Here is a 25,581-nt window from a genome sequence, read left to right as displayed (position 1 = left end):
CTGCATCTCGCTTCCTGGGCGCACCTGCCTAAACGTTTCAGGCTGCGGCGAGCTCACACCACACGTACTTCCCTCGGTCCCCGTTCCTGGTCAGCGGTTGCCAGCCCCAGAGATCGGCGCAGGCGCGGACGAGTGCGAGACCGCGGCCGTCCTCCGCGTCAGGAACTTCCTCCAGGGGCCCTGGCGGCTCGGGCGGTTCCGGGTCCGCGTCCCACGCGCCGATCCGCAACGCGCCCGCCGACCAGCGCACGCGCAGTGCGGCAGGCCCCTTCGTGTGCCGTACGGCGTTGCTGACCAGCTCCGTTGCGAGGAGTTCGGCCACGTCCACGAGGCCGATGAGGCCGTGCATGGTGAGGATCAGGCGGAGGGTGCGGCGGCTGATGGTGACGGCGCGTGGGTCGTTCGGGAGGTAGAGCCAGTACTCCCAGGGCTCGGGCTCGTTTTCGGGCATGCGGCAACTCCGTTTCGGTGGCGGGGATTTCGGAGAGCTGCGAAGGCACGACGGAGTGGTGCGATTCCAGAGCCCCGGCAATCCGCAGCGTGTGCGTCGCATCACTGACGGTAGGGGTTACATTTTCGGTGGCGCAAGCCGATCGCGTAATCTGACCTCCGAACGAGTCGTGCTCACAAGCGTGTTGCACCAAGGAGCGGTGAATGACGACGAGGCGCGAACCGACGGCACGCCAGATGCGCCTGGCGGCCGAGTTGCGGAGACTTCGCGACGCGTCGGGCTTCAGCGCCAAGGAATCGGCGGCGCAGCTTGGCGTGAGTCACGTCCAGATCAGCCATATCGAGTCCGGCCTCTCGGGCGTGAGTGAGGACCGGCTGCGGCGCCTGGCGTCCCACTACGCCTGCACAGACGGCGAGTTCATCGACGCACTGGTCGCCGTGGCCACCGATCGGACTCGCGGCTGGTGGGAGGAGTACCGGGGCCTCCTGCCCGCAGCGTTCCTGGACCTGTCCGAACTGGAGCACCACGCCGCGTATCGCTGGGATGTGGACTTCCTGCACATCCCAGGCCTCCTTCAGACCGAGGGCTATGCGCGAGCGCTCTTTTCTCGCCGTGTCCCACAACTCACCGAAAATGAGCTTGAGTTGCGCGTCCGCCATCGCATGCACCGGCGCGTCATCATCGGGGCGGAGCGGGCTGTTCCCTACGAAGCGCTGGTCCACGAGGCGGCGCTGCGGATCCGCGTCGGCGGGCGCGCCGTCTCACGTGCTCAGCTCAACCGAATCCTGGAACTCTCCGAGGCGGACCACGTCACGGTTCGTGTCATCCCCTTCGAGCTGGAGGATTTCGCCGACATCACAGCTGCCATGGTGTACGCCGGCGGCGCCGTTCCGAAGCTGGATACCGTGCTGCGTGACGGTCCCCATGGCAGCGTCTTCATTGACTCCGAAGCCCAGCTTGGTGTCTTCCGAACACTCTTCCGTAGAGTGGAGGCGGCGTCACTCGACCCCGCAGGGTCGCGTGACTTGATCCTCAGGCTGGCCAAGGAACTGTGAGGCGCACGGTGACCACCTCCGACAACTGGCGGAAGTCTTCCTACTCCGGCAGCGGCGACGGCAACGCCTGTGTGGAGATCGCCCACCACCCCGCGCGCTTGGCAGTACGCGACTCGAAGGCCCCGGCCTACGGCACCCTCTCCTTCCCCGCCGAAACCTTCGCCGTCTTCATCGAAGCCCTCAAGGAGAACCCCCACTGCTGACCCGCACGCCCCGCCGCTGTCACACCCGGGCGGTACCGTCGGATCATGTCCAATCAGGCGGGGAGCCAGGCGGGGAACTCCACGGGCGAGCGGCGACTGGCGGTACTCGAAGGCGTCCTGGAGCGGATCACGTACGCCAACGAGGAGAACGGCTACACGGTCGCCCGGGTCGACACCGGCAGAGGTGCGGGGGACCTCCTCACGGTCGTCGGCGCGCTGCTCGGCGCCCAGGTCGGCGAGTCCCTGCGGATGGAGGGCCGTTGGGGCTCCCACCCGCAGTACGGCAAGCAGTTCACGGTGGAGAACTACACGACCGTCCTCCCGGCCACCGTCCAGGGCATCCGCCGCTATCTCGGCTCCGGCCTGGTCAAGGGCATCGGCCCGGTCTTCGCCGACCGCATCACCCAGCACTTCGGGCTGGACACCCTGACGGTCATCGAGGAGGAGCCCAAGCGGCTCATCGAGGTCCCGGGCCTCGGCCCCAAGCGCACCAAGAAGATCGCCGACGCCTGGGAGGAGCAGAAGGCGATCAAGGAGGTCATGCTCTTCCTCCAGACGGTCGAGGTCTCGACGTCGATCGCGGTCCGCATCTACAAGAAGTACGGCGACGCCTCGATCTCCGTCGTGAAGAACCAGCCGTACCGGCTGGCGGCCGACGTCTGGGGCATCGGCTTCCTCACCGCCGACAAGATCGCCCAGTCCGTCGGCATCCCGCACGACAGCCCGGAGCGCGTGAAGGCGGGCCTGCAGTACGCGCTGTCGCAGGCCACCGACCAGGGCAACTGCTACCTGCCCGAGGAGCGGCTGATCGCGGACGCGGTGAAGCTGCTCCAGGTCGACACGGGGCTCGTCATCGAGTGCCTCGCGGAGCTGGCCCAGGTCCCCGAGGACGGCGGCGACCCCGGTGTCGTACGGGAGAAGGTCCCCGGCCCCGACGGCGCCTCGGAGCCGGTGACGGCCGTCTACCTCGTCCCCTTCCACCGGGCCGAACTCTCCCTCTGCGCCCAGCTGTTGCGCCTTCTGCGCGCCGACGAGGACCGGATGCCGGGCTTTGGCGACGTGGCCTGGGACAAGGCGCTGGGCTGGCTCAAGGGCCGCACGGGTGTGGATCTGGCCCCCGAGCAGGAGGCCGCCGTCAAGCTGGCGCTGACGCAGAAGGTCGCCGTTCTGACGGGCGGCCCCGGCTGCGGCAAGTCCTTCACGGTCCGCTCGATCGTGGAGCTGGCCCGTGCGAAGAAGGCCAGGGTCGTGCTGGCCGCCCCCACCGGCCGCGCCGCCAAGCGCCTCGCCGAGCTGACCGGAGCCGAGGCCTCCACCGTCCACCGGCTCCTGGAGCTCAAGCCCGGCGGCGACGCGGCGTACGACAGGGACCGCCCGCTCCAGGCCGACCTGGTGGTGGTCGACGAGGCGTCCATGCTGGACCTGCTGCTCGCCAACAAGCTGGTCAAGGCCGTACCGCCGGGCGCCCATCTGCTCTTCGTCGGGGACGTGGACCAGTTGCCCAGCGTCGGCGCGGGGGAGGTCCTCAGGGACCTGCTCGCCGACGGCAGCCCCATCCCGGCCGTGCGCCTCACGCGCGTGTTCCGCCAGGCCCAGCAGTCCGGCGTGGTGACCAACGCGCACCGCATCAATGCCGGGCAGCATCCCGTCACCGACGGCATGAAGGACTTCTTCCTCTTCGTCGAGGACGACACGGAGGCGGCCGGCCGGCTCACCGTCGACGTGGCGGCCCGGCGCATTCCGGCCAAGTTCGGCCTAGACCCGCGCCGGGACGTCCAGGTCCTGGCCCCCATGCACCGCGGCCCGGCCGGTGCGGGCACGCTGAACGGGCTGCTCCAGCAGGCCGTCACCCCCGGGCGGCCCGACCTGGCGGAGAAGCGGTTCGGCGGCCGGGTGTTCCGCGTCGGCGACAAGGTCACCCAGATTCGCAACAATTACGACAAGGGGAAGAACGGCGTCTTCAACGGCACCGTGGGCGTGGTCACCTCGCTCGACCCGGTCGACCAGCGCCTCACGGTCCTGACGGACGAGGACGAGGAGGTTCCGTATGAATTCGACGAACTGGACGAACTGGCCCACGCGTACGCGGTGACGATCCACCGTTCACAGGGAAGTGAATATCCCGCCGTGGTGATCCCCGTCACGACCGGGGCATGGATGATGCTCCAGCGGAACCTGCTGTACACCGCCGTGACCCGCGCGAAGCAACTCGTCGTTCTCGTGGGGTCGCGCAAGGCGATCGGCCAGGCGGTGCGCACGGTGTCGGCCGGGCGGCGCTGCACGGCGCTCGACTTCCGGCTCGCGGGTTTCTGATCTTGTTCCGGGATCGCCGGAGGTCACCTTTCTGACCTGCCGCTTCGTGAGGCAGCGAGAAAAATGATCGATCAAACGAGTCGTGAAGGTCACACAGCACTTCCGGATGGGGAAAACAGGGGGCAGGATGACAAGTTGGCGGCACTCAGTGCCGCCAATAGGCCCAATGGTCGACCCCGAGTGCACTCTCCTGAGCCGAATGGGGGAGGGTAGAGACAGTCAGGGCAACCTCGAAGATGAGGCACAACGTCGGTGAGGGAAGACGTGAGCGACAACTCTGTAGTACTGCGGTACGGCGACGGCGAGTACACCTACCCGGTGATTGACAGCACCGTCGGCGACAAGGGCTTCGACATCGGCAAGCTCCGCGCCCAGACCGGTCTGGTGACGCTGGACAGCGGTTACGGCAACACCGCCGCCTATAAATCCGCCGTCACCTACCTCGACGGCGAGGCGGGCATCCTGCGCTACCGCGGCTACCCGATCGAGCAGCTGGCCGAGCGCTCCACCTTCCTGGAGGTGGCCTACCTGCTGATCAACGGTGAGCTGCCCACCGTCGACGAGCTCTCGACCTTCAAGAACGACATCACGCAGCACACCCTGCTGCACGAGGACGTCAAGAACTTCTACAAGGGCTTCCCGCGCGACGCCCACCCGATGGCCATGCTGTCGTCGGTCGTCTCCGCGCTGTCCACGTTCTACCAGGACAGCCACAACCCGTTCGACGAGACGCAGCGCAACCTCTCGACGATCCGGCTGCTCGCCAAGCTTCCGACGATCGCTGCGTACGCGTACAAGAAGTCGATCGGTCACCCGTTCGTCTACCCGCGCAACGACCTCGGTTACGTCGAGAACTTCCTGCGGATGACCTTCTCGGTGCCGGCGCAGGAGTTCGAGCTCGACCCGGTCGTCGTCTCGGCGCTGGACAAGCTGCTGATCCTGCACGCCGACCACGAGCAGAACTGTTCGACGTCGACGGTCCGCCTCGTCGGCTCGTCGCAGGCCAACATGTTCGCGTCGATCTCGGCCGGCATCTCCGCCCTCTGGGGCCCGCTGCACGGCGGCGCCAACCAGTCCGTGCTGGAGATGCTGGAAGGCATCCAGGCGAACGGCGGCGACGTCGACTCCTTCATCAACAAGGTGAAGAACAAGGAGGACGGCGTCCGCCTGATGGGCTTCGGCCACCGGGTGTACAAGTCCTTCGACCCGCGCGCGAAGATCATCAAGGCGGCGGCGCACGATGTCCTCTCCGCCCTCGGCAAGTCCGACGAGCTGCTGGACATCGCCCTGAAGCTGGAGGAGCACGCGCTCTCCGACGAGTACTTCGTCTCGCGCAACCTCTACCCGAACGTCGACTTCTACACCGGCCTGATCTACCGCGCCATGGGCTTCCCGACCGAGATGTTCACGGTCCTCTTCGCCCTCGGCCGCCTCCCGGGCTGGATCGCCCAGTGGCACGAGATGATCAAGGAGCCGGGCTCCCGCATCGGCCGCCCGCGCCAGATCTACACGGGTGTCGTGGAGCGCGACTTCGTTCCCGTGGAGCAGCGGTAGCGCTCCGCTTGGGGTGCGTGGGGGTTGTCGGTCGGCTTGCGGGTTCGTTGGGGCTGGTCGCGCAGTTCCCCGCGCCCCTTCAGGGCCTGCGGCACCTTCAGGGCCTGCGGCACCTTCGGGGCGCTGCACCTCCGTAGGCAGAAAACAGAAGGCGCCCTGGCGGCGGTCCCCCCACGGGCCGACGTCCAGGGCGCCTTCCCATGTCCCGGTGCGGATTCCCCCCACGGGATCCGGCCGGGCGTCTGAGAGACCAGCGCCTGAATTCGCTGTCTTTCTTGTGCTGCCATTGAGCAGAACGAGCAGAACTCGTCGTACTCATGGGTCGATGCGGTCTGCCGGGACAGCGCACGCTCGGGAGGGCCGCTCAAAGCTTCCCGAAGTACGTGCCCCGGCAACGCAACTCTGAGGAAGTCCCCCAAGACATCCTCAGATGCCAGTAAGCGCCCCCCAAGACGCTGCCTGACATCGTCAACTTAGACCTTCGAACCCCTTCGATGGTTACGTTCACATCACTGTGATCTGCGTCTCTTGCATATGTCCGTTAGATGCGCAAGAGCCCTGATATGGCGGTCGGGACTCAAGCGTAAGGATGATGCGTGAGCCTTGTGAAGAGCTTATGTGAGCCGGGCGCCGGACTCCAGAGGGACCCAGTGGGGTTCTTACTACGAATTCACCGGAACGTCCGCAGCCGCAGGCTGTTCGACACCACGAACACCGACGAGAACGCCATCGCGGCCCCCGCGATCATCGGGTTCAACAACCCCGCCGCGGCCAGCGGCAGCGCGGCGACGTTGTACCCGAAGGCCCACACGAGGTTGCCCTTGATCGTGCCCAGCGTCCGCCGCGACAGCCGGATCGCGTCCGCCGCCACCCGTAGATCACCCCGCACCAGCGTCAGATCGCTCGCTTCGATCGCCGCGTCCGTCCCCGTCCCCATGGCGAGACCCAGATCGGCGGTGGCAAGCGCGGCCGCGTCGTTGACGCCGTCGCCGACCATGGCCACGCACCGCCCTTCGCGCCGCAGCCGCCGTACCGCCTCGACCTTCTCCTCGGGCAGGACCTCCGCGATCACCTGATCGGCATCGATGCCGACCGCGTCGGCCACCGCCTCGGCGACCGCCCGGTTGTCCCCGGTCAGCAGCACCGGGGTCAGCCCCAGCGCCCGCAGTTCGCGCACTGCCTCGGCGCTGGTCTCCTTCACCGCGTCCGCGACGGCGATCACGCCCCGCGCGGTTCCGTCCCAGCCGACCACGACGGCCGTACGACCGCCCCTCTCGGCCTCTTCCCTGGCGCGGGCCAGCTCGGTGGGCAGCGTGTCGAAAAGGCGCCCCACGGCCACGTCACGGCCCTCCACGCGTGCGCGTACGCCCCGCCCGGGCACGTTCTCGAAGTCCTCGACCTCCGGCAGGCTCCCGACCCTCCCCCAGCCTTCGGCCGGGGGGACCCCCATCTCGCTTCGCTCCTGCGCGCCCGCGGCGACGGCCCGCGCGACCGGGTGCTCCGAGGCGTGCTCCACGGCGCCCGCGAGCCGCAGCACCTCCTCCTCGTCGGTGCCCTCCGCGACGTACACCTTCTGAAGGGTCATCCGGCCCGTGGTCACCGTGCCGGTCTTGTCCAGGACGACGGTGTCGACCCGGCGCGTGGACTCCAGCACCTCGGGCCCCTTGATGAGGATGCCGAGCTGCGCTCCGCGTCCCGTGCCGACCATGAGGGCCGTCGGCGTGGCCAGGCCCAGCGCGCACGGACAGGCGATGATCAGCACCGCGACGGCCGCGGTGAACGCGGCGACCGTGTCGTCGGTGACGGCGAGCCACGCCCCGAAAGTGGCGACCGCGAGGAGGACGACCGCCGGCACGAAGACCGAGGAGATCCGGTCGGCGAGCCGCTGCACCTCGGCCTTGCCGTTCTGTGCGTCCTCCACCAGCTTCGCCATCCGCGCGAGCTGTGTGTCGGCGCCGACCCGGGTCGCCTCGACTACCAGCCGGCCCCCGGCGTTGACGGTCGCGCCGGTCACCGCGTCCCCGACGGTCACGTCCACCGGCACCGACTCACCGGTCAGCAGGGCGGCGTCCACCGCCGAGGCGCCCTCGACGACGGTGCCGTCGGTGGCGATCTTCTCGCCCGGCCGTACGACGAACCGGTCGCCGACGGCCAGCCGGTCCACCGGGACACGGACCTCACGGCCGTCTCTCAGCACCGCCACGTCCTTCGCGCCCAGCTCCATCAGCGCCCGCAGCGCGGCTCCCGCGCGGCGCTTGGCCCGCGCTTCCAGATACCGGCCGAGGAGGAGGAAGGTGACGACCCCGGAGGCCACTTCGAGGTAGATCTGCGAGGCGCCGTCCACGCGCGAGACCGTGAACTCGAAGTCGTCGCGCATGCCGCTCATGCCCGCGTCGCCGAGGAACAGCGCCCACAGCGACCAGCCGTACGCCGCCAGCGTGCCCATCGAGATCAGCGTGTCCATGGTCGCCGCGCCGTGCCGGGCATGGGTGAACGCGGCCCGGTGGAAGGGCAGCCCGCCCCAGACGACGACCGGCGAGGCGAGGGTGAGCGCGAGCCACTGCCAGTTGTCGAACTGGAGGGCCGGGATCATCGACAGCAGGATGACGGGTCCGGCGAGCAGGGCGGAGACGGTGAAGCGGTGCCGGTAGGAGGCCAGTTCGGGGTCTTCCGGAGCCTCCTGCGGCTGCCGCGGCTCGGGCTGTGGGGGAGTCGGTTCCTCGGCTGTGTACCCCGTCTTCTCCACCGTGGCGATCAGGTCGGCGACCTGGATGCCCGCGGGACAGCTGACCCTCGCCTTCTCCGTCGCGTAGTTCACCGTGGCGGTGACGCCGTCCATGCGGTTGAGCTTCTTCTCGACGCGGGCGGCGCAGGACGCGCAGGTCATTCCGCCGATGAGCAGCTCGACTTCGGCCGCCCCGGCTATCGGAGGTTGGTCGGTGGTGCGGGGCATTTCAGGCTCAGATCTTGGCGATCAGTTCGAAGCCCGCCTCGTCCACGGCCGCGCGTACGGCCTCCTCGTCCAGCGCGGCCGCGGAGACGACGGTGACCTCGCCGGTGGAGGCGACGGCCTTCACCGAGCTGACACCGGGGAGGTCGGAGATCTCACCGGAGACGGCTCCCTCGCAGTGCCCGCAGCTCATGCCGCTCACCTTGTAGACGGCGGTGACGGATCCCGGGGTGTCGGTCTGCGCGGTCATGTCGTTCTCCTCGTCGAGGCATGTGGGGTTGACGGGACCCGCGGGGTCCCTCCACTGCCACGGTATACCCCTACGGGGTATTTCTCCAAGAGGAGTCGGTCGCCACCAGCGGTACGAGGTAGCGGGTCAGGGCGTGCTTGAGCTCCTGGACGTAGGCGTCACGCTCGGCGCCCTCGTGGGCCAGGATCAGCTCCAGGCCCGCCTTGTACAGGCCCAGGCACATGTGGGCGGTCCGGGTGAGGTCGGCCGGGGCGGCGTCGGGCAGGAACGAGGAGAGCAGGCCCTCGATCCGGGACAGCAGGGTCGCGTGCAGGGCGTCGTGCTCCTCGGCGATGCGGCCGGGGATGTCGGGGCCGTGCATCAGGGCGAAGAACGCCGGGTGCTCGCAGTTGAAGGCGATGAACCGGTCGACGGCCGCGCCGACGGCCTCCTCCAGCGGGGTCGTGGGGTCGACCGGGGCGAGTGCCTCGCCGAACGTCTCACGCATCTCGCGCATGAGCCGCTCGCCCAGCTCGATCGCGATGGCTTCCTTGTTCGGGAAGAACTGGTACAGCGTGCCCGGTGAGACGCCTGCCTCGCGGGCGATGGCGTTGGTGCTGGCAGCCGTGTAGCCGGAGGCGGTGAAGACGGCGGCCGCCGCCTCGAGCAGCTGGGCGATACGGCGCTCACCGCGGGCCTGGCGGCGGCGCGGCTGCTCCTTCTCCTGGTTGGCGGACACGCGTTATCCCCAGTTCTCCGAACGCGATTGACAAACGCGAGCGACCGCTCGCATTCTTGAGAAACGCGAGCGATGTCTCGTGTTTGCCACTCTATGGCAGTGACAGCTCCATGCTGCCTGGTTGTGAACGGCACGGATCGCACAGCACCGACCGCACAGCACGGATCAGGGTGAGGGGACACCGCACAATGACCGAAGTCAACAAGCCACCCGGTGACGGAGGGTCACCCCGCCTCGGAGGCTGGACCCGCTTCGTGACGGCCCGGCCGCGGCTGTCGCTGCTCGTGGCTCTGGTGATCACCGCGCTCGCCGTGCTGGCCGGCAGCGGCGTCGCCGACCGGCTGGGCAGCGGCGGCTGGGAGGACCCGGAGGCCGAGTCGACGTACGCGACCAGGGCTCTGGAGCGCGAGTTCCCCGCCTCCCAGCCCAACCTCCTGCTCCTCGTGGACGCGGGCGAGGCCACCGTGGACGACCCCGCGGTCGCCGCCGAGGCCCGGCGCATCACCGCGCGCCTGGCCGCGGAGAAGGGCGTCACCGGGGTCGGCTCCTACTGGCAGGCGGACGCCTCGGCGGCTCCCGCCCTGCGTGCCGAGGACGGCCATGAGGCGCTGATCGCCGCCCGCATCACCGGCGAGGAGAAACAGGCGGGGGAGACCCTGGACCGCATCGCACCCGAGTTCCGGGGCACGCACGGCCCGGTGGAGGTGAGCGTCGGCGGTCCGGTCGCGGTGCGGCACGAGATGCAGACGACCATCCAGGAGGACCTGGTCCGCGCCGAGGTGATCGCCCTGCCGGTCACCCTGGTGCTGCTGGTGATGGTCTTCGGCAGCGCGGTCGCCGCCCTGCTGCCGCTGGGCATCGGCATCGTCGCCATCCTCGGCACGAACGCGGTGCTGCGCGGCCTGACCGAGGTCACCGACGTGTCGGTCTTCGCGATGAACCTCACCACGGCCCTCGGCCTGGGCCTCGCCGTCGACTACGCCCTGTTCATCGTCCGCCGCTTCCGCGAGGAACTCGCCACCGGCGCCGACCCGCTCCCAGCCGTCGGCACGACCCTGCGCACGGCCGGCCGCACCGTCCTCTTCTCCGCCCTCACGGTCGCGGTGTCCCTCGCGGCGATGCTGCTCTTCCCGCAGTACTTCCTGCGGTCCTTCGCCTACGCCGGGATCGCGGTGGTGCTGCTGGCCGCCGCGGCCGCGCTGATCCTGCTCCCGGCGGCACTGGTCCTGCTCGGCCACCGGGTCAACGCCCTGGACCTGCGCCGCCTGTTCCGGCGCGGGCAGCCGAAGTATCCCGCCTCGACGGCCGGTGCGACGCAGGGCAGGGCCTGGACCCGCACCGCGAACCTCGTCATGCGCCGCGCCCCCTTCTTCGCTCTGGGCACCACCGCCGTCCTGGTCCTGCTCGGACTGCCCTTCCTGGGCGTGAAGTTCGGCACCGCCGACGACCGCCAGCTGCCGGCGAGCGCCGAGTCCCACGTCGTACAGCAGCACATCCGCGACGGCTTCCCGGGCAGCCCCGGGGGCGGCCTTGAGGTGCTCGCCGAGGGCCGTGCGACGCCGGCGCAGTACGCCGCGTACAAGGAGCGGATCGCCGCGCTCCCGGAAGTGCTGCGGGTCGACGGACCCCTGGTGAAGGGCGAGTCGGCGTACTTCACGGTGCTGCCCAAGGGCGAAGCGGTCGACGACCCGGCCCAGCGTCTGGTCGACGAACTGCGCGCCACCCAGGCCCCGTTCGACACCAGGGTGACCGGCGCGGCAGCCGTCCTGGTCGACTCCAAGGACGCGATAGCCGAACGCCTGCCGCTCGCGGCCGCCTTCATCGCGACCGTCACCCTGCTGCTGGTGTTCCTGCTGACCGGCAGTGTGCTGATCCCGATCCAGGCGGTGGTGCTCAACGCGCTCAGCCTGACGGCGATGTTCGGCGCGGTGGTCTGGGTCTTCCAGGACGGCCATCTGTCCGGCCTGCTCGGCTTCACCAGCCCCGGCTCGATCGAGACGACCCTCCCGGTGCTGATGTTCTGCGTCGCCTTCGGCCTGTCGATGGACTACGGCGTGTTCCTGCTGTCCCGCATCAAAGAGGAGTACGACACGACCGGCGACCACGACCAGGCGGTCCGGCACGGCCTTCAGCGCACGGGCGGACTGATCACCGCGGCCGCCGTCATCCTCGCGGTGGTGATGGTCGCGATAGGCACTTCCCGGGTCACCAACACCAAGATGCTCGGCCTCGGGATCGCCCTGGCGGTGCTGATGGACGCGATGGTCGTCCGCAGCCTCCTGGTCCCGGCGGTCATGCGCCTGACGGGGCGGGCGACCTGGTGGGCGCCGGGGCCGTTGCGGCGATTCCACACCCGCTTCGGTTTCAGCGAGGGCGAGTCGACGGCGCCCCCGACAACCGAGCCGGCCCGGGAACGGGACAAGGTGAGCACACCGGGCTGACTTCGCCGGCGGAACCTCGGGGGGCCCCGCGCCCCAAGGGGCGCGGGGTTGTATCGATATGCGGCTCCGCCGCGTGGGCGCGACCAGCCACGATGTTCTCGCAGACAATCGACGACACAACGCGGCTGATCCCGCGAAGCGTGTCGGCGGAAAGGAGACCCAGGGATGCGGGCAGTGGTGTTCGAGCAGTTCGGGGAGCAGGCCGAGGTACGTGACGTGCCCGACCCGCACCCCGCCCCCCACGGAGTGACCGTCCGCGTCGAGGCCACCGGCCTCTGCCGCAGCGACTGGCACGGCTGGCAGGGCCACGACCCGGACATCACGCTCCCTCACGTGCCCGGCCATGAACTCGCCGGTGTGGTCGAGGCAGCCGGCGCCGGCGTGAGCAACTGGCGCCCCGGCGACCGGGTCACCGTGCCCTTCGTGTGCGCCTGCGGCAGCTGCGCCGCGTGTGCGGCGGGCGACCAGCAGGTGTGTGAGCGCCAGACCCAGCCAGGCTTCACCCACTGGGGCTCCTTCGCCCAGTACGTGGCGCTGGACCACGCCGACGTCAACCTCGTCGCCGTCCCCGAGGAGATGTCCTTCGCGACGGCGGCGTCGCTGGGCTGCCGGTTCGCCACCGCGTTCCGGGCCGTCGTGCAGCAGGGCCGGGTGGCGGCGGGGGAGTGGGTCGCCGTGCACGGCTGCGGCGGGGTCGGCCTGTCGGCGGTGATGATCGCGGCGGCCTCGGGCGCGCGGGTCGTCGCGGTGGACGTCTCACCGCAGGCCCTGGAGCTGGCGCGGAAGTTCGGGGCGACGGAGTGCGTGGACGCGTCGAGCACCCCCGACACAGCCGCCGCCGTCCTCGCCCTGACCGGCGGCGGCGCCCACCTCTCCCTGGACGCCCTCGGCTCGCCCACCACCTGCGCCGCCTCCGTCAACGGCCTGCGCCGCCGGGGCCGGCACATCCAGGTGGGCCTGCTGCCGTCGACGTCCGGCACGACACCGGTCCCCATGGCCCGCGCCATCGCCCTGGAACTCGAACTGCTGGGCAGCCACGGCATGGCGGCACATACCTACCCGCCCATGCTGGAGCTGGTCCGGGCGGGTGTGCTGCGGCCGGATCTGCTGGTGACGTCGACGATCGGGCTGGACGCGGTGCCGGCCGCGCTGACGGCGCTCGGGACGGCGCCGGGGGCGGGGGTGACCGTCATCGAGCCGTGGAGTTGAGGGCGGCCCACTCGTGGTCGAGGACGGCCATGAGCACCTCGTCCAGCCACTCCCCGTTCCTCGTCTGCGCTTCCCGGCGGATCCCCTCCGTCACGAACCCGACCTTCTCGTAGACGCGCAGGGCCCGGTGGTTGTGGCGGTAGGCCCCCAACTCGATCCGGTGCAGCCCGAGTTGTTCGAAGCCGTACCCGACGATGAGCCGGGTGGCCTCGGTGCCGATGCCGCGGTCGCGGCCACGCGGGCCGATCAGTGTGCGGAAGGTGCAGCTGCGGGCATGCGGATCCCACTCGTACAGGACGACCTCGCCCACGAGTTCGCCGGTGGCGCGGTCGGTGACGGCGAGATCGAGACGGTCGGGCCGGTCGGACAGCGAGCCGTACCAGGAGCGCACCCGCTCCGGAGTGAGTTCGTTGTTCGGGGAGAAGGTGAAGCGTTCGACCTCGGGGTCCTCGATGATCTCCCACATGATGTCGGCGTCGGCCCCGGTGAACGGCCGGAGCACGGCCTTGTCGCCGGTGAGCGTGGGTTTGACGGAGAAGCTGCGCATGCGAGGACTGTGCCCCACTGGCCGGATGGGGCACAGCTGGTTTTCCGCAAGGCCGGGGAGGTCAGTCCACCCTTCGGCCCCGGTTGCCCGGGCGGGACTCCACCCAGGCCCGCACGGTGTCCGGGTACCAGAAGGGCTTGCCGCCCTCCACATGGTCCGGCGGCGGCAACAACCCGTGCTTGCGGTACGACCGCACGGTGTCCGGCTGCACCTTGATGTGCGCGGCGATCTCCTTGTAGGACCAGAGAGTTCGGTCGGTCATCGGTTGCACCTCCCTGCGCGCGCCGCGGCGGCGACCCTGGGGCGGTCGTCGGGGGTACCGTGCGCTGCGCTGGCGATCACAAAGCCTGTGTCCGGTCAACGACACAGAGTGAGCCCGGGCGGGCCCTGTGGAGGGGACGTGACGCGAGCCCCGCGAACATGCGACATGCGTGACAGAAGAGCCGCCTTTGTGACACGGGCGCCACAAAGGCACACGCGGGCCGCAGCTCCCTAAGGGGCGCGGGGCTGTATTGATATGCGGCTCCGCCGCGTGGGCGCGACAAGCCACGAACCAACCCGCACCCGCCCCCGAACGGCACCCGCCACCCCCTTGGGCGCCCGGCGTTCCCCGTAGGGTGTTGGTTCGAATGTCTGGACAAAACATTGACAGGCCTCCCCCAGCAGGGCTACAAAACCCTGGAGGGCCGACCCGCCAAGTCGGCACCGCAGTCGCGACAAGGGAGACCGAGGGACACCGATGGCGTACGACCTGATCACCATGGGCCGGATCGGCGTGGACCTCTACCCGCTGGAGACCGGCGTCCCGCTGCCGCAGGTCACGTCCTTCGGCAAGTTCCTCGGCGGTTCGGCGACGAACGTCGCGGTGGCCGCCGCCCGTCTGGGACGGCGGACCGCGGTGATCACCCGCACCGGCGACGACCCCTTCGGTACCTACCTCCACGAGGCTCTCCAGGGCTTCGGCGTGGACGACCGCTGGGTCACCCCGGTCCCCGGCCTGCCCACCCCGGTCACCTTCTGCGAGGTCTTCCCGCCGGACGACTTCCCGCTGTACTTCTACCGGCAGCCCAAGGCCCCGGACCTGGAGATCGACGCCCACGAGCTCGACCTCGACGCCGTCCGCGACGCCCGTATCTTCTGGATCACCGGCACCGGCCTGAGCGAGGAGCCCAGCCGTACGGCGACGCTCGCGGCGCTCGCGCACCGCGCCAAGTCCGGTACGACGGTCTTCGACCTCGACTGGCGACCCATGTTCTGGAGCGACCCCGACGTGGCCCGCCCCTTCTACGCCGAAGCGCTCAAGCACACCACCGTCGCCGTCGGCAACCTCGACGAGGTGGAGGTCGCCACCGGCGTTCGCGAGCCGCATGCCGCCGCCCGAGCGCTCCTCGACGCCGGTGTCGAGATCGCGGTCGTCAAGCAGGGCCCCAAGGGCGTCCTCGCCGTCAACAGCCAGGGCGACCAGGCCGAGGTCCCGCCGCTGCCCGTGAACGTCCTCAACGGCCTCGGCGCCGGTGACGCCTTCGGCGGCTCCCTCTGCCACGGGCTGCTCGAAGGCTGGAACCTGGAGAAGATCATGCGGCACGCCAACGCCGCCGGAGCCATCGTCGCCTCCCGTCTGGAGTGCTCCTCCGCGATGCCGACACCGGACGAGATCGAGGCCGCCATCGCCGCAGGGGCCGTCAAGTGACCGTCGACCTCGCGGAACTCGTCCGCACCCGCACCCGGCACCCCGAGGCGATAGCGGAAGCCGCCGCCCGGCGCGTACGCAGGCCCCTCCTCGGGGCCGGCGGCCGGCTGATGATCGTCGCCGCCGACCACCCCGCCCGCGGCGCGCTCGGCGTCGGCGGCCGCGGCCTGGCCATGGCCAACCGTGCCGACCTGCTGGAACGCCTCTGCCTCGCGCTGTCCCGCCCCGGCGTCGACGGCGTCCTCGCCACCGCCGACATCCTCGACGACCTGCTGCTGCTCGGCGCGCTCGACGACAAGGTCGTCATGGGCTCGATGAACCGCGGCGGCCTCCAGGGCGCCAGCTTCGAGCTCGACGACCGATTCACCGGCCACCGCGCCGAGGACATCGAGCGCCTCCGCTTCGACGCCGGCAAGCTGCTCCTGCGCGTCGACTACGACGACCCGGGCTCCCTCACCACCCTGGAGTCCACCGCCCGTGCCGTCGACGACATGGCAGCGCGCCGGCTCCCGGTCTTCGTCGAGCCGTTCCTCAGCCGCCGCACCCCCGAGGGCAAGGTCGTCAACGACCTCTCCGCCGAGGCCGTCACCAAGTCCATCGCCATCGCCTCCGGCCTGGGCGGCACCTCCGCCTACACCTGGCTGAAACTGCCGGTCACCGAGAACCCCGACGACATGGCCGAGGTCATGGCGACCTCCACGCTGCCCGCCGTCCTGCTCGGCGGAGAGGTCGGAGACGACCAGGACGGGGCATACGAGAAGTGGCGGGGCGCCCTCCAACTGCCCACCGTGCAGGGCCTGGTGGTGGGCCGTTCGCTGCTCTACCCGGCCGACGGGGACGTTGCCGCCGCGGTGGACACTGCCGTAGGACTGCTGTGAGGTCCTCATGACCACGAGCCGTACGTTCCACCCCCAGAACGCCTCCGGCGCGGGTAGCCGCTTTGCTTTGGCAGGAGCGAAGTGCGAGCGAAGACTCCCCGCCCGCTACGGCCCCGCGCCGGAGGTCCCCGACCCGGTTCGTCGAGTCGAACGGGGCCGCTGAGCCGTACGCAAGTGGCGGATCTGCTTCCATCCGGACCACACGGAGGTAACCGATGACCTCAACGTCGAGGCTCACGGTCGCACAGGCGCTCGTCCGTTTCCTGTCCGCCCAGTTCACCGAGCGCGACGGCGTACGGCACCGTCTGATCGGCGCCACGTGGGGCATCTTCGGCCACGGGAACGTCGCGGGGATCGGCCAGGCACTCGTCGAGTACGGCACTGTGCCCAGTGGGGGGACACCCCCCACATCCCCCGCCATGCCGTACCACCAGGGCCGCAACGAGCAGGCGATGGTGCACGCGGCCGTCGGTTATGCCAGGCAGTCGGGCCGCCTCTCCACCCACGCGGTGACCACCTCCATCGGCCCCGGGGCGACCAACCTCGTCACCGGCGCCGCGCTCGCGACCGTCAACCACCTCCCGGTCCTGCTCCTCCCCGGCGACGTCTTCGCCGCCCGCCCCGCCGACCCGGTCCTCCAGCAGCTCGAAGTGCCGTACGCCGGCGATGTGTCGGTCAACGACTGTCTGCGGCCGGTCTCGAAGTACTTCGACCGGATCACCCGCCCGGAAGCCCTGATCCCCTCCGCCCTGAACGCCATACGGGTCCTCACGGACCCCGTCGAGACCGGCGCGGTCACGCTCGCGCTGCCCCAGGACGTACAGGCCGAGGCCTACGACTGGCCCGACGAGCTCTTCGCCGAGCGCATCTGGGCCGTCCGCCGCCCGGGCGCCGACCCGACCGAACTCGCCGAGGCCGTCAGGGCGATCAGGTCCGCCCGCAGGCCCCTGGTCATCGCGGGCGGCGGCGTCCACCACAGCCGCGCCGAGGAGGCACTCGCCGAGTTCGCGGAGGTCACCCGCATCCCCGTCGCCTCCACCCAGGCCGGCAAGGGCTCCCTGCGCCACGACCATCCCCAGGACGTCGGGGGAGTGGGCCACACCGGCACCGCCACCGCCGACGAACTCGCCCGCACCGCCGACCTGGTGATCGGCGTCGGCACGAGGTACACCGACTTCACCACCGCCTCCGGCACCCTCTTCGCCGCCGACGGCGTCCGCTTCCTCAACCTCAACATCGCGCCCCACGACGGCCACAAGCTCGCAGGGATGCCCCTGATCGCGGACGCCCGCAGCGGGCTCCAGGAGCTGACCGCGGCTCTGGACATGCACGCGTACCGCGTCGCCGCCTCTTACGTCACCGAGTACGCCGAGGACAAGGAGCGCTGGGAGCAGCGCGTCGACGCCTGCTACGAGGCCGACGAGCCGGACGTACGACCGACGCAGCCGCAGGTGCTGGGCGTGCTGGACGGGATCGTCGACGAGACGGACGTGATCATCAACGCGGCCGGCTCCCTCCCTGGCGACCTGCACAAACTCTGGCGGACGCGCTCGCGCGACCAGTACCACCTGGAGTACGGCTACTCCTGCATGGGCTACGAGATCCCGGCCGCGATCGGCGTGAAGCTGGCGGCCCCGGACCGGCCCGTGTGGGCGCTGGTCGGCGACGGCACCTATCTGATGATGCCGACGGAGATCGTGACCGCCGTGCAGGAGGGGATCGCGATCAAGGTGTTGCTCGTGCAGAACCACGGGTACGCGTCCATCGGCGGACTGTCGGAGGAGACCGGCGCCGAACGCTTCGGCACGGCGTACCGCCACCGCGCGGAGGACGGCACCTTCACGGGCGCCCCGCTCCCCGTCGACCTGGCCGCCAACGCCGCCAGCCTGGGTATGCGGGTGCTGCGCGCGAAGACCGTGAGCGACCTGCGCGAGGCGCTCGCCGAGGCCCGTACGGCCGACACTCCCACTTGTGTCTACGTCGAGACCCAAACGGCAGACACAGTGTCGGGCGCGCCGCCCGCGCAGGCCTGGTGGGATGTTCCCGTGGCCGAGACCGCGACCCGAGCGTCGGCGGTCAAGGCCCGTGAGCTGTACGAACGGCACGTCTCCACTCGGCGCCGCCACCTGTGAAGGAGTTACTGGGCATGACGAAGATCGTCAACCACTGGATCGGCGGCAAGACCGCCGAAGGCGTGTCGGGCACGTTCGGGCCGGTCACCGACCCGGCCACCGGCGCGGTCACCACGAAGGTCGCGTTCGCCTCGGTCGACGAGGTGGACGCAGCGGTCGCGGCCGCCAAGGAGGCGTACCTGACCTGGGGCCAGTCGTCGCTGGCCCAGCGCACCTCGATCCTGTTCAAGTTCCGGGCGCTGCTGGACGCCAACCGGGACGCGATCGCCGAGCTGATCACCGCCGAGCACGGCAAGGTGCACTCCGACGCCCTCGGCGAGGTCGCGCGGGGCCTGGAGATCGTCGACCTGGCGTGCGGCATCAGCGTGCAGCTGAAGGGCGAGCTGTCGACGCAGGTCGCCAGTCGGGTGGACGTCTCGTCGATCCGCCAGCCCCTCGGCGTCGTCGCGGGCATCACGCCGTTCAACTTCCCGGCGATGGTGCCGATGTGGATGTTCCCGATGGCCATCGCGTGCGGGAACACCTTCGTGCTCAAGCCGAGCGAGAAGGACCCGTCGGCCTCGATCAAGATCGCCGAGCTGCTGTCGGAGGCCGGTCTGCCGGACGGCGTGTTCAACGTCGTCCACGGCGACAAGGTGGCCGTCGACCGCCTCCTGGAGCACCCCGACGTCAAGGCCGTGTCGTTCGTCGGCTCGACCCCGATCGCCCGCTACATCCACACCACCGCCTCCGCCAACCACAAGCGCGTCCAGGCGCTCGGCGGCGCCAAGAACCACATGCTGGTCCTGCCCGACGCCGACCTCGACGCGGCCGCCGACGCCGCCGTGTCGGCCGCCTACGGCTCCGCGGGCGAGCGCTGCATGGCCATCTCCGCGGTCGTCGCGGTCGGCTCGATCGGCGACGAACTGGTGGAGAAGATCCGCGAGCGCGCCGAGAAGATCAAGATCGGCCCCGGCAACGACCCGACCTCGGAGATGGGCCCGCTCATCACCGCCGTCCACCGCGACAAGGTGGCCTCCTACGTCTCCGGCGCGGCGGCCGAGGGCTGCGAGGTGGTCCTCGACGGCACCGGCTACACGGTCGACGGCTTCGAGGACGGCCACTGGATCGGCATCTCGCTGCTCGACAAGGTGCCCACGTCCGCGAAGGCGTACCAGGACGAGATCTTCGGCCCGGTGCTGTGCGTGCTGCGCGCCGAGACGTACGAGGACGGCGTGGCGCTGATCAACAGCTCGCCGTTCGGCAACGGCACCGCGATCTTCACCCGGGACGGCGGCGCCGCCCGCCGCTTCCAGCTGGAGATCGAGGCCGGCATGGTCGGCGTGAACGTCCCGATCCCGGTCCCCGTCGGCTACCACAGCTTCGGCGGCTGGAAGGACTCGCTCTTCGGCGACCACCACATCTACGGCAACGACGGCACGCACTTCTACACCCGCGGCAAGGTCGTCACCACCCGCTGGCCCGACCCGGCGGACGCCCCGTCCGGCGTCGACCTCGGCTTCCCGCGCAACCACTGACAACGGGACGGGCCCGCTGGCGGCGGGCCCGTCCGTGTGGTGACCGGGAGGTGTCGGCGGATTGCGCGATCCACCGGACCTCCTCCAGCTGGGACTTTCCGCCCTCAGCCGATGCCGAGGCCGCTGAGGAGGCCGCCGAGGAGGCCGGTGACGGAGCTGAGCAGGTCGCCGACGGCGCCGAGGACAGAGACAAGTTCCATGTGATTCTCCCGTTGTGCGTGGGGGTGGGGGTTCCGCATGCGACCGGGACGGTCTTGATCAGACGATCATGGGGTCACCCCCGCGGCAACCGATCAAGGCCGGACGGGGAACCTACCGTCCCGCCGGTGATCAGGTGGGTACCACGAACGCAGTACCTCTCCGAGCCCCCGTACGCCTGGGGGAGGTCGAGTAGTTCGGTCTCCGGTCGATAACTCGCCGACAGGTTCGCCCCGTACCGTTGAACCATGGATCTTCGACTGCCCGCGCTGCGAGGGCGTGCCCGGAGGCCGCGACGGTGGATCGCCGCCGCGGCCTCCGTCGTCGTACTCGCGGGTGCCGGGACATGGACGGCCGTCGCCGGCGAGGACGAGCCGCGGGTGCAGAGCACCGAACGGGTCATGAACATGGGCGACGGGGTGCGCATCGACACCTCGTTCTTCACCTCGGGCCCCTCGGGACGCCGGCCGGCCGTCCTGTTGGGGCACGGCTTCGGCGGCAGCAAGAACGACGTACGCGAGCAGGCCGAGGACCTCGCCCGGGACGGCTACGCCGTGCTGACCTGGTCGGCCCGCGGCTTCGGGAAGTCGACCGGCAAGGTCGGGCTGAACGACCCGAAGGGCGAGGTCGCCGACGTCTCCAGGCTGCTCGACTGGCTGGCGAAGCAGCCCCAGGTCGAACTCGACAAGGCCGGCGACCCGCGCGTGGGCATGGCGGGCGCCTCCTACGGCGGCGCGATCTCCCTGCTGGCCGCCGGTCACGACGACCGGGTGGATGCCATCGCCCCGGCGATCACGTACTGGAACCTCTCGGACGCGCTGTTCCCGAACGGCGTCTTCAAGAAGCTCTGGGCGGGCATCTTCGTCAACTCGGCCGGCGGCTGCGACAAGTTCGAGACGCGGATCTGCGAGATGTACGAGCGGGTCGCGGAGTCCGGCACCCCGGACGCGCGGGCCGAGCGGATGCTTCAGGAACGCTCGCCGTCCGCCGTCGGCGACCGCATCAAGGTGCCCACCCTGCTGATGCAGGGCCAGACCGACTCCCTCTTCCCGCTGGACCAGGCCGACGCCGCGGCGAAGGCGATCCGCGCGGGCGGCGCCCCCGTGGACGTCGACTGGATCGCGGGCGGCCACGACGGCGGCGACATGGAGACGGGCCGGGTCCAGGAGCGGGTGCGGACCTGGTTCGACCGCTACCTCAAGGACGACAAGGGCGTCGACACCGGCCCCGCCTTCCGCGTCACCCGCACCCTCGGCACCGGCAGCGCAGACGGCGAGACCCGGCTGAGCGGCGTGAGCGCCGACAAGTACCCCGGCCTGGAGGGCGACCGGCGCTCGATCGCCCTCACCGGGCGGGAGCAGAGCTTCCAGAACCCGGCCGGCGCCAACCCGCCCGCCGTATCCGCCCTGCCCGGGCTCGGCAGCGCCGGCGGCCTGTCCCAGCTGTCCTCGCTCGGCATCGGCGTGTCCCTCGACTTCCCGGGCCAGTTCGCCGCGTTCGAGTCGGCGCCCGTCCGCGAGGACCTCCAGATCACCGGGTCGCCGACGGCCACCGTCCATGTGAAGTCCACCAGCGACGACGCCGTGCTCTTCGCCAAGCTGTACGACGTCGGCCCGGGCGGTCAGGGCAGCCAGGTGCTGCCCTCGCAGCTGGTCGAGCCCCTCAAGGTCGAGGGCGCGAAGGCCGGCAAGGACGTCACCCTCACCCTCCCGGCGATCGACCACGAGATCGACGACGGCCACCGCCTGCGGCTGGTCCTCGCCTCCACCGACCTCGGCTACGCCTCCCCGACGGCCCCGGCGACGTACACCGTCTCCCTCAAGGGCGACCTGTCGGTGCCGACGGCGCTCGGTGACACGAACGGGCCGACAGGGCTGCCCGCCTGGGTGTGGTGGCTGCCGCTGGCCGGCGGAGTGATCGCGCTGGCCCTGCTGGCGACCGGACGGCGCCGCACCGCGGCACCCGCCGCGCCCGACCCCGCGCTGGCCGAAGTGCCGCTCCAGATCACGGACTTGAGCAAGCGCTACGCGAAGTCCGCCGACCGGTACGCGGTCAAGGACCTGTCCTTCCGGGTGGAGAAGGGCCAGGTGCTCGGCCTGCTCGGCCCGAACGGCGCGGGCAAGACGACGACCCTGCGCATGCTGATGGGCCTGATCAAGCCGGACGGCGGCGAGATCCGCGTCTTCGGCCACGCCATCGCCCCCGGCGCCCCCGTGCTCTCCCGCGTCGGTGCCTTCGTCGAGGGCGCGGGCTTCCTGCCGCATCTGTCCGGCCGCGCGAACCTGGAGCTGTACTGGCAGGCCACCGGCCGACCGCCCACGGACGCCCACCTCGACGAGGCCCTGGAGATCGCGGGACTCGGCGACGCACTCGCGCGAGCCGTGCGCACCTACTCCCAGGGCATGCGCCAGCGCCTCGCCATCGCCCAGGCCATGCTCGGCCTGCCGGACCTGCTGATACTCGACGAGCCGACGAACGGACTCGACCCGCCCCAGATCCGCGAGATGCGCGAGGTCATGATCCGCTATGCGGCCGCCGGGCGCACGGTCATCGTCTCCAGCCACCTCCTGTCCGAGGTCGAACAGTCCTGCACCCACCTCGTGGTGATGGACCACGGCCGACTCGTCCAGGCGGGCCCGGTCGGGGAGATCGTCGGCTCGGGCGACACGCTGCTCGTGGGCACGACCGAGCCCGTGAACGAGCCCCTCGTCGAGAAGCTCGCCGCCCTGCCGGGCGTGGCCTCGGCCGTGCGCGCCGACGGCGGCCTGGTCGTACGGCTCGACGCGTCCGGCAGCGCACGGCGTCTGGTCGCCGAACTCGTCCGGCTGGAAGTCCCCGTCGAGTCGGTCGGCCCGCACCGCCGTCTCGAAGACGCCTTCCTCACCCTGATCGGAGACTCCGCATGAGCAGCACGCTGACCGACCGCGCGGAGGTCGCCGACGGCTACCGCGCGGGCCGCACGCTGCCGATCCGGGTCGAGCTGGTCCGGCAGCTGAAGCGGCGCCGCACCCTGGTCATGGGCGGCATCCTGTTCGCCCTGCCGTTCGTCCTGCTGATCGCCTTCCAGGTGGGCGGCGGCCCGGGCTCGGGCAACAACCAGGTCGGTCTGATGGACACGGCCACGCTGTCCGGGGCGAACTTCGCCGCCGTCAACCTGTTCGCCTCCGCCGGCTTCCTGCTCGTCGTCCCCGTCGCGCTGTTCTGCGGGGACACGGTCGCCTCGGAGGCGAGCTGGTCCTCCCTGCGCTATCTGCTGGCCGCGCCCGTCCCCCGGGCCCGCCTGCTGTGGTCCAAGCTCGTCGTCGGCCTGAGCCTCAGTCTGGCCGCGATGATCCTGCTCCCGCTGGTGGCCCTCGCGGTCGGCACGGCGGCCTACGGCTGGGGCCCGCTCCAGCTCCCCACCGGCGACTCGCTGGCCCCCGGAACCGCCGCCCAGCGCCTGCTGATCACGGTGGCGTACATCTTCATCTCCCAACTCGTCACCGCGGCCCTGGCGTTCTGGCTGTCCACGAGGACCGACGCACCGCTCGGCGCGGTCGGCGGCGCGGTCGGCCTGACCATCATCGGCAACGTCCTCGACGAGGTGACGGCCCTCGGCGACTGGCGCGACTTCCTGCCGGCCCACTGGCAGTACGCCTGGCTGGACGCCGTACGACCCCAGCTCGAATGGTCCGACATGATCCAGGGCACGTCCCTGTCGGTAACGTACGCCCTCGTGCTGTTCGCGCTGGCTTTCCGCGGTTTCGCCCGCAAGGACGTGGTGTCGTAGGTCAACGGAAGATCACCCACCGGTCTCGACGGCCCGCCACCGTGCCCTCTTCGAGACTCATCCGCAACGTTCCGTAGCGCACGTTCCGGCCCCCTGGCCCGTCACAGTCACAGAAGTCGACGTCAACGGACCAAGGGGGCACGGACGATGGAGCGGTACCGCACACGACGGCTGCACCGAGCACTGCTCGCACTCACCGCGGCGGGCGGCCTGCTGCTGACGGGATGCGGCGCGGGTGACAGCGGCGGCAGCGGGGACTCGGCGCAGGACAGCAAGGGAGGCGGCAAGGGCTTCCCCGCCCCCGCGTACAGCCAGGGAGACCAGCGCGAGGGAGAGGGCGAGGGCGAGGACTCCCGCGACTTCGCCCCCGAACCCGACTACCTCTCCACCTTCGCCCTGGACGTGGACACCGCCTCCTACGGTTACGCCCGCCGCACCCTCGCCGAGGGCCGGCTGCCCGACCCGTCGACGGTCCGCCCCGAGGAGTTCGTCAACAGCTTCCGCCAGGACTACGACCGTCCCGACGGCAACGGCTTCACGGTCACCGTCGACGGCGCCCGCACCGACCGCGAGGACTGGTCCCTGGTCCGCGTGGGCCTGGCCACCCGCCCCGCCTCCGACCCCGGCGAGCGACCGCCGGCCGCCCTCACCTTCGTCATCGACATCTCCGGCTCCATGGCCGAACCGGGCCGCCTGGACCTCGCGCAGGACTCCCTCGGACACATGACGGACCAACTGCGCGACGACGACTCGGTCGCCCTGGTCACCTTCAGCGACGAGGCCGAGACGGTCCTGCCGATGACCCGCCTCGACGGCAACCGCGACGAGATCCACGACGCCATCGACAGCCTGGAGCCCACCGACTCCACCAACCTCGGCGCGGGCATGGAGACCGGCTACGAGACAGCGGTCGAGGGCCTGCGCAAGGGCGCCACCAACCGGGTCGTCCTCGTCTCCGACGCCCTGGCCAACACGGGCGACACCGACGCCGACACCATCCTCGAACGCATCGCCTCCGAACGCCGCGAACACGGCATCACCCTCTTCGGCGTCGGCGTCGGCAGCGACTACGGCGACGCCCTGATGGAACGCCTGGCCGACAAGGGAGACGGCCACACGTCGTACGTCTCCACCGAGAGGGAAGCCCACAAGCTCTTCAGCCGCCAACTCCCGCAGAACATCGACCTGACCGCCCGCGACGCCAAGGCCCAGGTCGCCTTCGACCCCGAGACGGTCAAGGAGTTCCGGCTCATCGGCTACGACAACCGCCAGGTCGCCGACGACGACTTCCGCGACGACAGCGTCGACGGCGGCGAGATCGGCCCCGGCCACACCGTCACCGCCCTCTACGCCGTCCGCACCAGGCCCGGCACCGAAGGCCACCTCGCCACCGCGAGCGTCCGCTGGCTCGACCCGAAGACCCGCGCCCCGCACGAGAAGTCGGGCCAGCTGGAGACCGGCTCCCTGCACGACTCCCTGGACGACACGTCCGCGAGGTTCCAGGTCACGGCCACCGCCGCCTACTTCGCCGACGCCCTGCGCGACGGCGACTCCCGCTGGAGCTCCCTGCCCGCCGCCCCGTCCCTGCGGGACCTCGCGGACCACGCCGAGGACCTGGCGAAGGAGACGGAGGACGAGGAGGTACGGCAGCTGGCGGAGACCATCGGCCGGGCGGAGCGGCTGACGGACTGAGGCGGCGGTGCGAC

The 25,581-nt window shown here is 70.5% G+C and carries 19 protein-coding genes and 1 pseudogene; 14 read left to right on the top strand and 6 right to left on the bottom strand.

Annotated elements, in window-relative coordinates; genetic code table 11:
• Positions 1 to 37: 37 nt before the first annotated feature.
• Complete coding sequence (locus KUM44_RS14430) at positions 38 to 451, bottom strand: ATP-binding protein (protein WP_217208259.1); 414 nt, start codon at positions 449 to 451, stop codon at positions 38 to 40.
• 203 nt (positions 452 to 654) lie between these two features.
• Here KUM44_RS14430 and KUM44_RS14425 point away from each other — a divergent pair, with 203 nt between their 5' ends.
• From KUM44_RS14425 to KUM44_RS14410, 4 genes are all read left to right on the top strand, one after another.
• The gene (locus KUM44_RS14425) at positions 655 to 1,506 is read left to right on the top strand and encodes a helix-turn-helix transcriptional regulator (protein WP_217208258.1); all 852 of its coding nucleotides are present in this window, start codon (positions 655 to 657) and stop codon (positions 1,504 to 1,506) included.
• A gap of 8 nt (positions 1,507 to 1,514) precedes the next feature.
• On the top strand, positions 1,515 to 1,709 hold the full coding sequence (locus KUM44_RS14420; RefSeq protein ID WP_217208257.1) for a DUF397 domain-containing protein: 195 nt from the start codon (positions 1,515 to 1,517) through the stop codon (positions 1,707 to 1,709).
• Positions 1,710 to 1,754: 45 nt separating this feature from the next.
• Complete coding sequence (locus tag KUM44_RS14415) at positions 1,755 to 4,022, top strand: ATP-dependent RecD-like DNA helicase (RefSeq protein ID WP_217208256.1); 2,268 nt, start codon at positions 1,755 to 1,757, stop codon at positions 4,020 to 4,022.
• 264 nt (positions 4,023 to 4,286) lie between these two features.
• Positions 4,287 to 5,576 (top strand): citrate synthase, encoded by a 1,290-nt coding sequence (locus tag KUM44_RS14410; protein WP_217208255.1) that lies wholly within the window; start codon positions 4,287 to 4,289, stop codon positions 5,574 to 5,576.
• Between the two features lie 670 nt (positions 5,577 to 6,246).
• Here KUM44_RS14410 and KUM44_RS14405 read toward each other — a convergent pair.
• The 3 genes from KUM44_RS14405 to KUM44_RS14395 form a co-directional block, all read right to left on the bottom strand.
• The gene (locus KUM44_RS14405) at positions 6,247 to 8,529 is read right to left on the bottom strand and encodes a cation-translocating P-type ATPase (protein ID WP_217208254.1); all 2,283 of its coding nucleotides are present in this window, start codon (positions 8,527 to 8,529) and stop codon (positions 6,247 to 6,249) included.
• Between the two features lie 7 nt (positions 8,530 to 8,536).
• Positions 8,537 to 8,776, bottom strand: a complete 240-nt coding sequence (locus KUM44_RS14400) for a heavy-metal-associated domain-containing protein (protein WP_217208253.1) — start codon at positions 8,774 to 8,776, stop codon at positions 8,537 to 8,539.
• Between the two features lie 70 nt (positions 8,777 to 8,846).
• Positions 8,847 to 9,494, bottom strand: coding sequence for a TetR family transcriptional regulator (locus tag KUM44_RS14395; protein WP_217208252.1), 648 nt, complete (start codon positions 9,492 to 9,494; stop codon positions 8,847 to 8,849).
• Between the two features lie 188 nt (positions 9,495 to 9,682).
• Between KUM44_RS14395 and KUM44_RS14390 the strand changes: the two genes are divergently transcribed.
• Positions 9,683 to 11,935: an MMPL family transporter gene (locus KUM44_RS14390; RefSeq protein WP_217208251.1), complete on the top strand. Its 2,253-nt coding sequence runs from the start codon at positions 9,683 to 9,685 to the stop codon at positions 11,933 to 11,935.
• A gap of 165 nt (positions 11,936 to 12,100) precedes the next feature.
• Positions 12,101 to 13,144, top strand: coding sequence for a zinc-dependent alcohol dehydrogenase family protein (locus KUM44_RS14385; RefSeq protein ID WP_217208250.1), 1,044 nt, complete (start codon positions 12,101 to 12,103; stop codon positions 13,142 to 13,144).
• Here the strand turns inward: KUM44_RS14385 and KUM44_RS14380 are convergent.
• Together KUM44_RS14380 and KUM44_RS14375 are read right to left on the bottom strand one after the other, a co-directional pair.
• Positions 13,125 to 13,691: a GNAT family N-acetyltransferase gene (locus KUM44_RS14380; protein WP_217208249.1), complete on the bottom strand. Its 567-nt coding sequence runs from the start codon at positions 13,689 to 13,691 to the stop codon at positions 13,125 to 13,127. The two genes, KUM44_RS14385 and KUM44_RS14380, sit on opposite strands and share 20 nt — an antisense overlap.
• A 61-nt stretch (positions 13,692 to 13,752) precedes the next feature.
• Positions 13,753 to 13,953, bottom strand: a complete 201-nt coding sequence (locus tag KUM44_RS14375; RefSeq protein ID WP_217208248.1) for an AlpA family transcriptional regulator — start codon at positions 13,951 to 13,953, stop codon at positions 13,753 to 13,755.
• 477 nt (positions 13,954 to 14,430) lie between these two features.
• Between KUM44_RS14375 and iolC the strand changes: the two genes are divergently transcribed.
• From iolC to KUM44_RS14340, 8 genes and pseudogenes are all read left to right on the top strand, one after another.
• Positions 14,431 to 15,381 carry a 5-dehydro-2-deoxygluconokinase gene (gene iolC / locus KUM44_RS14370; RefSeq protein WP_217208247.1) on the top strand — a complete coding sequence of 317 codons (951 nt, stop codon included), beginning with the start codon at positions 14,431 to 14,433 and terminating at the stop codon, positions 15,379 to 15,381.
• Positions 15,378 to 16,259 (top strand): deoxyribose-phosphate aldolase, encoded by an 882-nt coding sequence (locus tag KUM44_RS14365; protein WP_217208246.1) that lies wholly within the window; start codon positions 15,378 to 15,380, stop codon positions 16,257 to 16,259. Before iolC ends, KUM44_RS14365 begins: the two co-directional genes overlap by 4 nt.
• A 34-nt stretch (positions 16,260 to 16,293) precedes the next feature.
• Positions 16,294 to 16,401: pseudogene (locus KUM44_RS45370) on the top strand (5-deoxy-glucuronate isomerase); the annotation flags it as partial.
• Positions 16,402 to 16,474: 73 nt separating this feature from the next.
• Positions 16,475 to 18,391, top strand: coding sequence for a 3D-(3,5/4)-trihydroxycyclohexane-1,2-dione acylhydrolase (decyclizing) (gene iolD / locus KUM44_RS14360; protein WP_217208245.1), 1,917 nt, complete (start codon positions 16,475 to 16,477; stop codon positions 18,389 to 18,391).
• A gap of 14 nt (positions 18,392 to 18,405) precedes the next feature.
• Positions 18,406 to 19,908 (top strand): CoA-acylating methylmalonate-semialdehyde dehydrogenase, encoded by a 1,503-nt coding sequence (gene mmsA, locus KUM44_RS14355; RefSeq protein ID WP_217208244.1) that lies wholly within the window; start codon positions 18,406 to 18,408, stop codon positions 19,906 to 19,908.
• A 446-nt stretch (positions 19,909 to 20,354) separates the two neighbouring features.
• Positions 20,355 to 23,012: a CocE/NonD family hydrolase gene (locus KUM44_RS14350; protein ID WP_217208243.1), complete on the top strand. Its 2,658-nt coding sequence runs from the start codon at positions 20,355 to 20,357 to the stop codon at positions 23,010 to 23,012.
• Complete coding sequence (locus KUM44_RS14345) at positions 23,009 to 23,875, top strand: ABC transporter permease (protein WP_217208242.1); 867 nt, start codon at positions 23,009 to 23,011, stop codon at positions 23,873 to 23,875. Before KUM44_RS14350 ends, KUM44_RS14345 begins: the two co-directional genes overlap by 4 nt.
• A 147-nt stretch (positions 23,876 to 24,022) precedes the next feature.
• The gene (locus KUM44_RS14340) at positions 24,023 to 25,567 is read left to right on the top strand and encodes a VWA domain-containing protein (RefSeq protein ID WP_217208241.1); all 1,545 of its coding nucleotides are present in this window, start codon (positions 24,023 to 24,025) and stop codon (positions 25,565 to 25,567) included.
• The last annotated feature ends 14 nt before the right edge of the window (positions 25,568 to 25,581 follow it).

The sequence above is a fragment of the Streptomyces sp. AC550_RSS872 genome (assembly GCF_019049285.1).
Classification (GTDB): domain Bacteria; phylum Actinomycetota; class Actinomycetes; order Streptomycetales; family Streptomycetaceae; genus Streptomyces.
Note: the sequence above shows the minus strand (reverse complement) of the source record. Positions and strands in the feature narration are given on the sequence as shown.

Excerpts from the sequence above, each read along its gene's own strand:
- KUM44_RS14430 (WP_217208259.1), bottom strand. The coding sequence starts at position 451 with ATGCCCGAAAACGAGCCCGAGCCCTGGGAGTACTGGCTCTACCTCCCG.
- KUM44_RS14425 (WP_217208258.1), top strand. The coding sequence starts at position 655 with ATGACGACGAGGCGCGAACCGACGGCACGCCAGATGCGCCTGGCGGCC.
- KUM44_RS14415 (WP_217208256.1), top strand. The coding sequence starts at position 1,755 with ATGTCCAATCAGGCGGGGAGCCAGGCGGGGAACTCCACGGGCGAGCGG.
- KUM44_RS14405 (WP_217208254.1), bottom strand. The coding sequence starts at position 8,529 with ATGCCCCGCACCACCGACCAACCTCCGATAGCCGGGGCGGCCGAAGTC.
- KUM44_RS14400 (WP_217208253.1), bottom strand. The coding sequence starts at position 8,776 with ATGACCGCGCAGACCGACACCCCGGGATCCGTCACCGCCGTCTACAAG.
- KUM44_RS14390 (WP_217208251.1), top strand. The coding sequence starts at position 9,683 with ATGACCGAAGTCAACAAGCCACCCGGTGACGGAGGGTCACCCCGCCTC.
- KUM44_RS14385 (WP_217208250.1), top strand. The coding sequence starts at position 12,101 with ATGCGGGCAGTGGTGTTCGAGCAGTTCGGGGAGCAGGCCGAGGTACGT.
- KUM44_RS14380 (WP_217208249.1), bottom strand. The coding sequence starts at position 13,691 with ATGCGCAGCTTCTCCGTCAAACCCACGCTCACCGGCGACAAGGCCGTG.
- KUM44_RS14375 (WP_217208248.1), bottom strand. The coding sequence starts at position 13,953 with ATGACCGACCGAACTCTCTGGTCCTACAAGGAGATCGCCGCGCACATC.
- iolC (WP_217208247.1), top strand. The coding sequence starts at position 14,431 with ATGGCGTACGACCTGATCACCATGGGCCGGATCGGCGTGGACCTCTAC.
- iolD (WP_217208245.1), top strand. The coding sequence starts at position 16,475 with ATGACCTCAACGTCGAGGCTCACGGTCGCACAGGCGCTCGTCCGTTTC.
- mmsA (WP_217208244.1), top strand. The coding sequence starts at position 18,406 with ATGACGAAGATCGTCAACCACTGGATCGGCGGCAAGACCGCCGAAGGC.
- KUM44_RS14350 (WP_217208243.1), top strand. The coding sequence starts at position 20,355 with ATGGATCTTCGACTGCCCGCGCTGCGAGGGCGTGCCCGGAGGCCGCGA.
- KUM44_RS14345 (WP_217208242.1), top strand. The coding sequence starts at position 23,009 with ATGAGCAGCACGCTGACCGACCGCGCGGAGGTCGCCGACGGCTACCGC.
- KUM44_RS14340 (WP_217208241.1), top strand. The coding sequence starts at position 24,023 with ATGGAGCGGTACCGCACACGACGGCTGCACCGAGCACTGCTCGCACTC.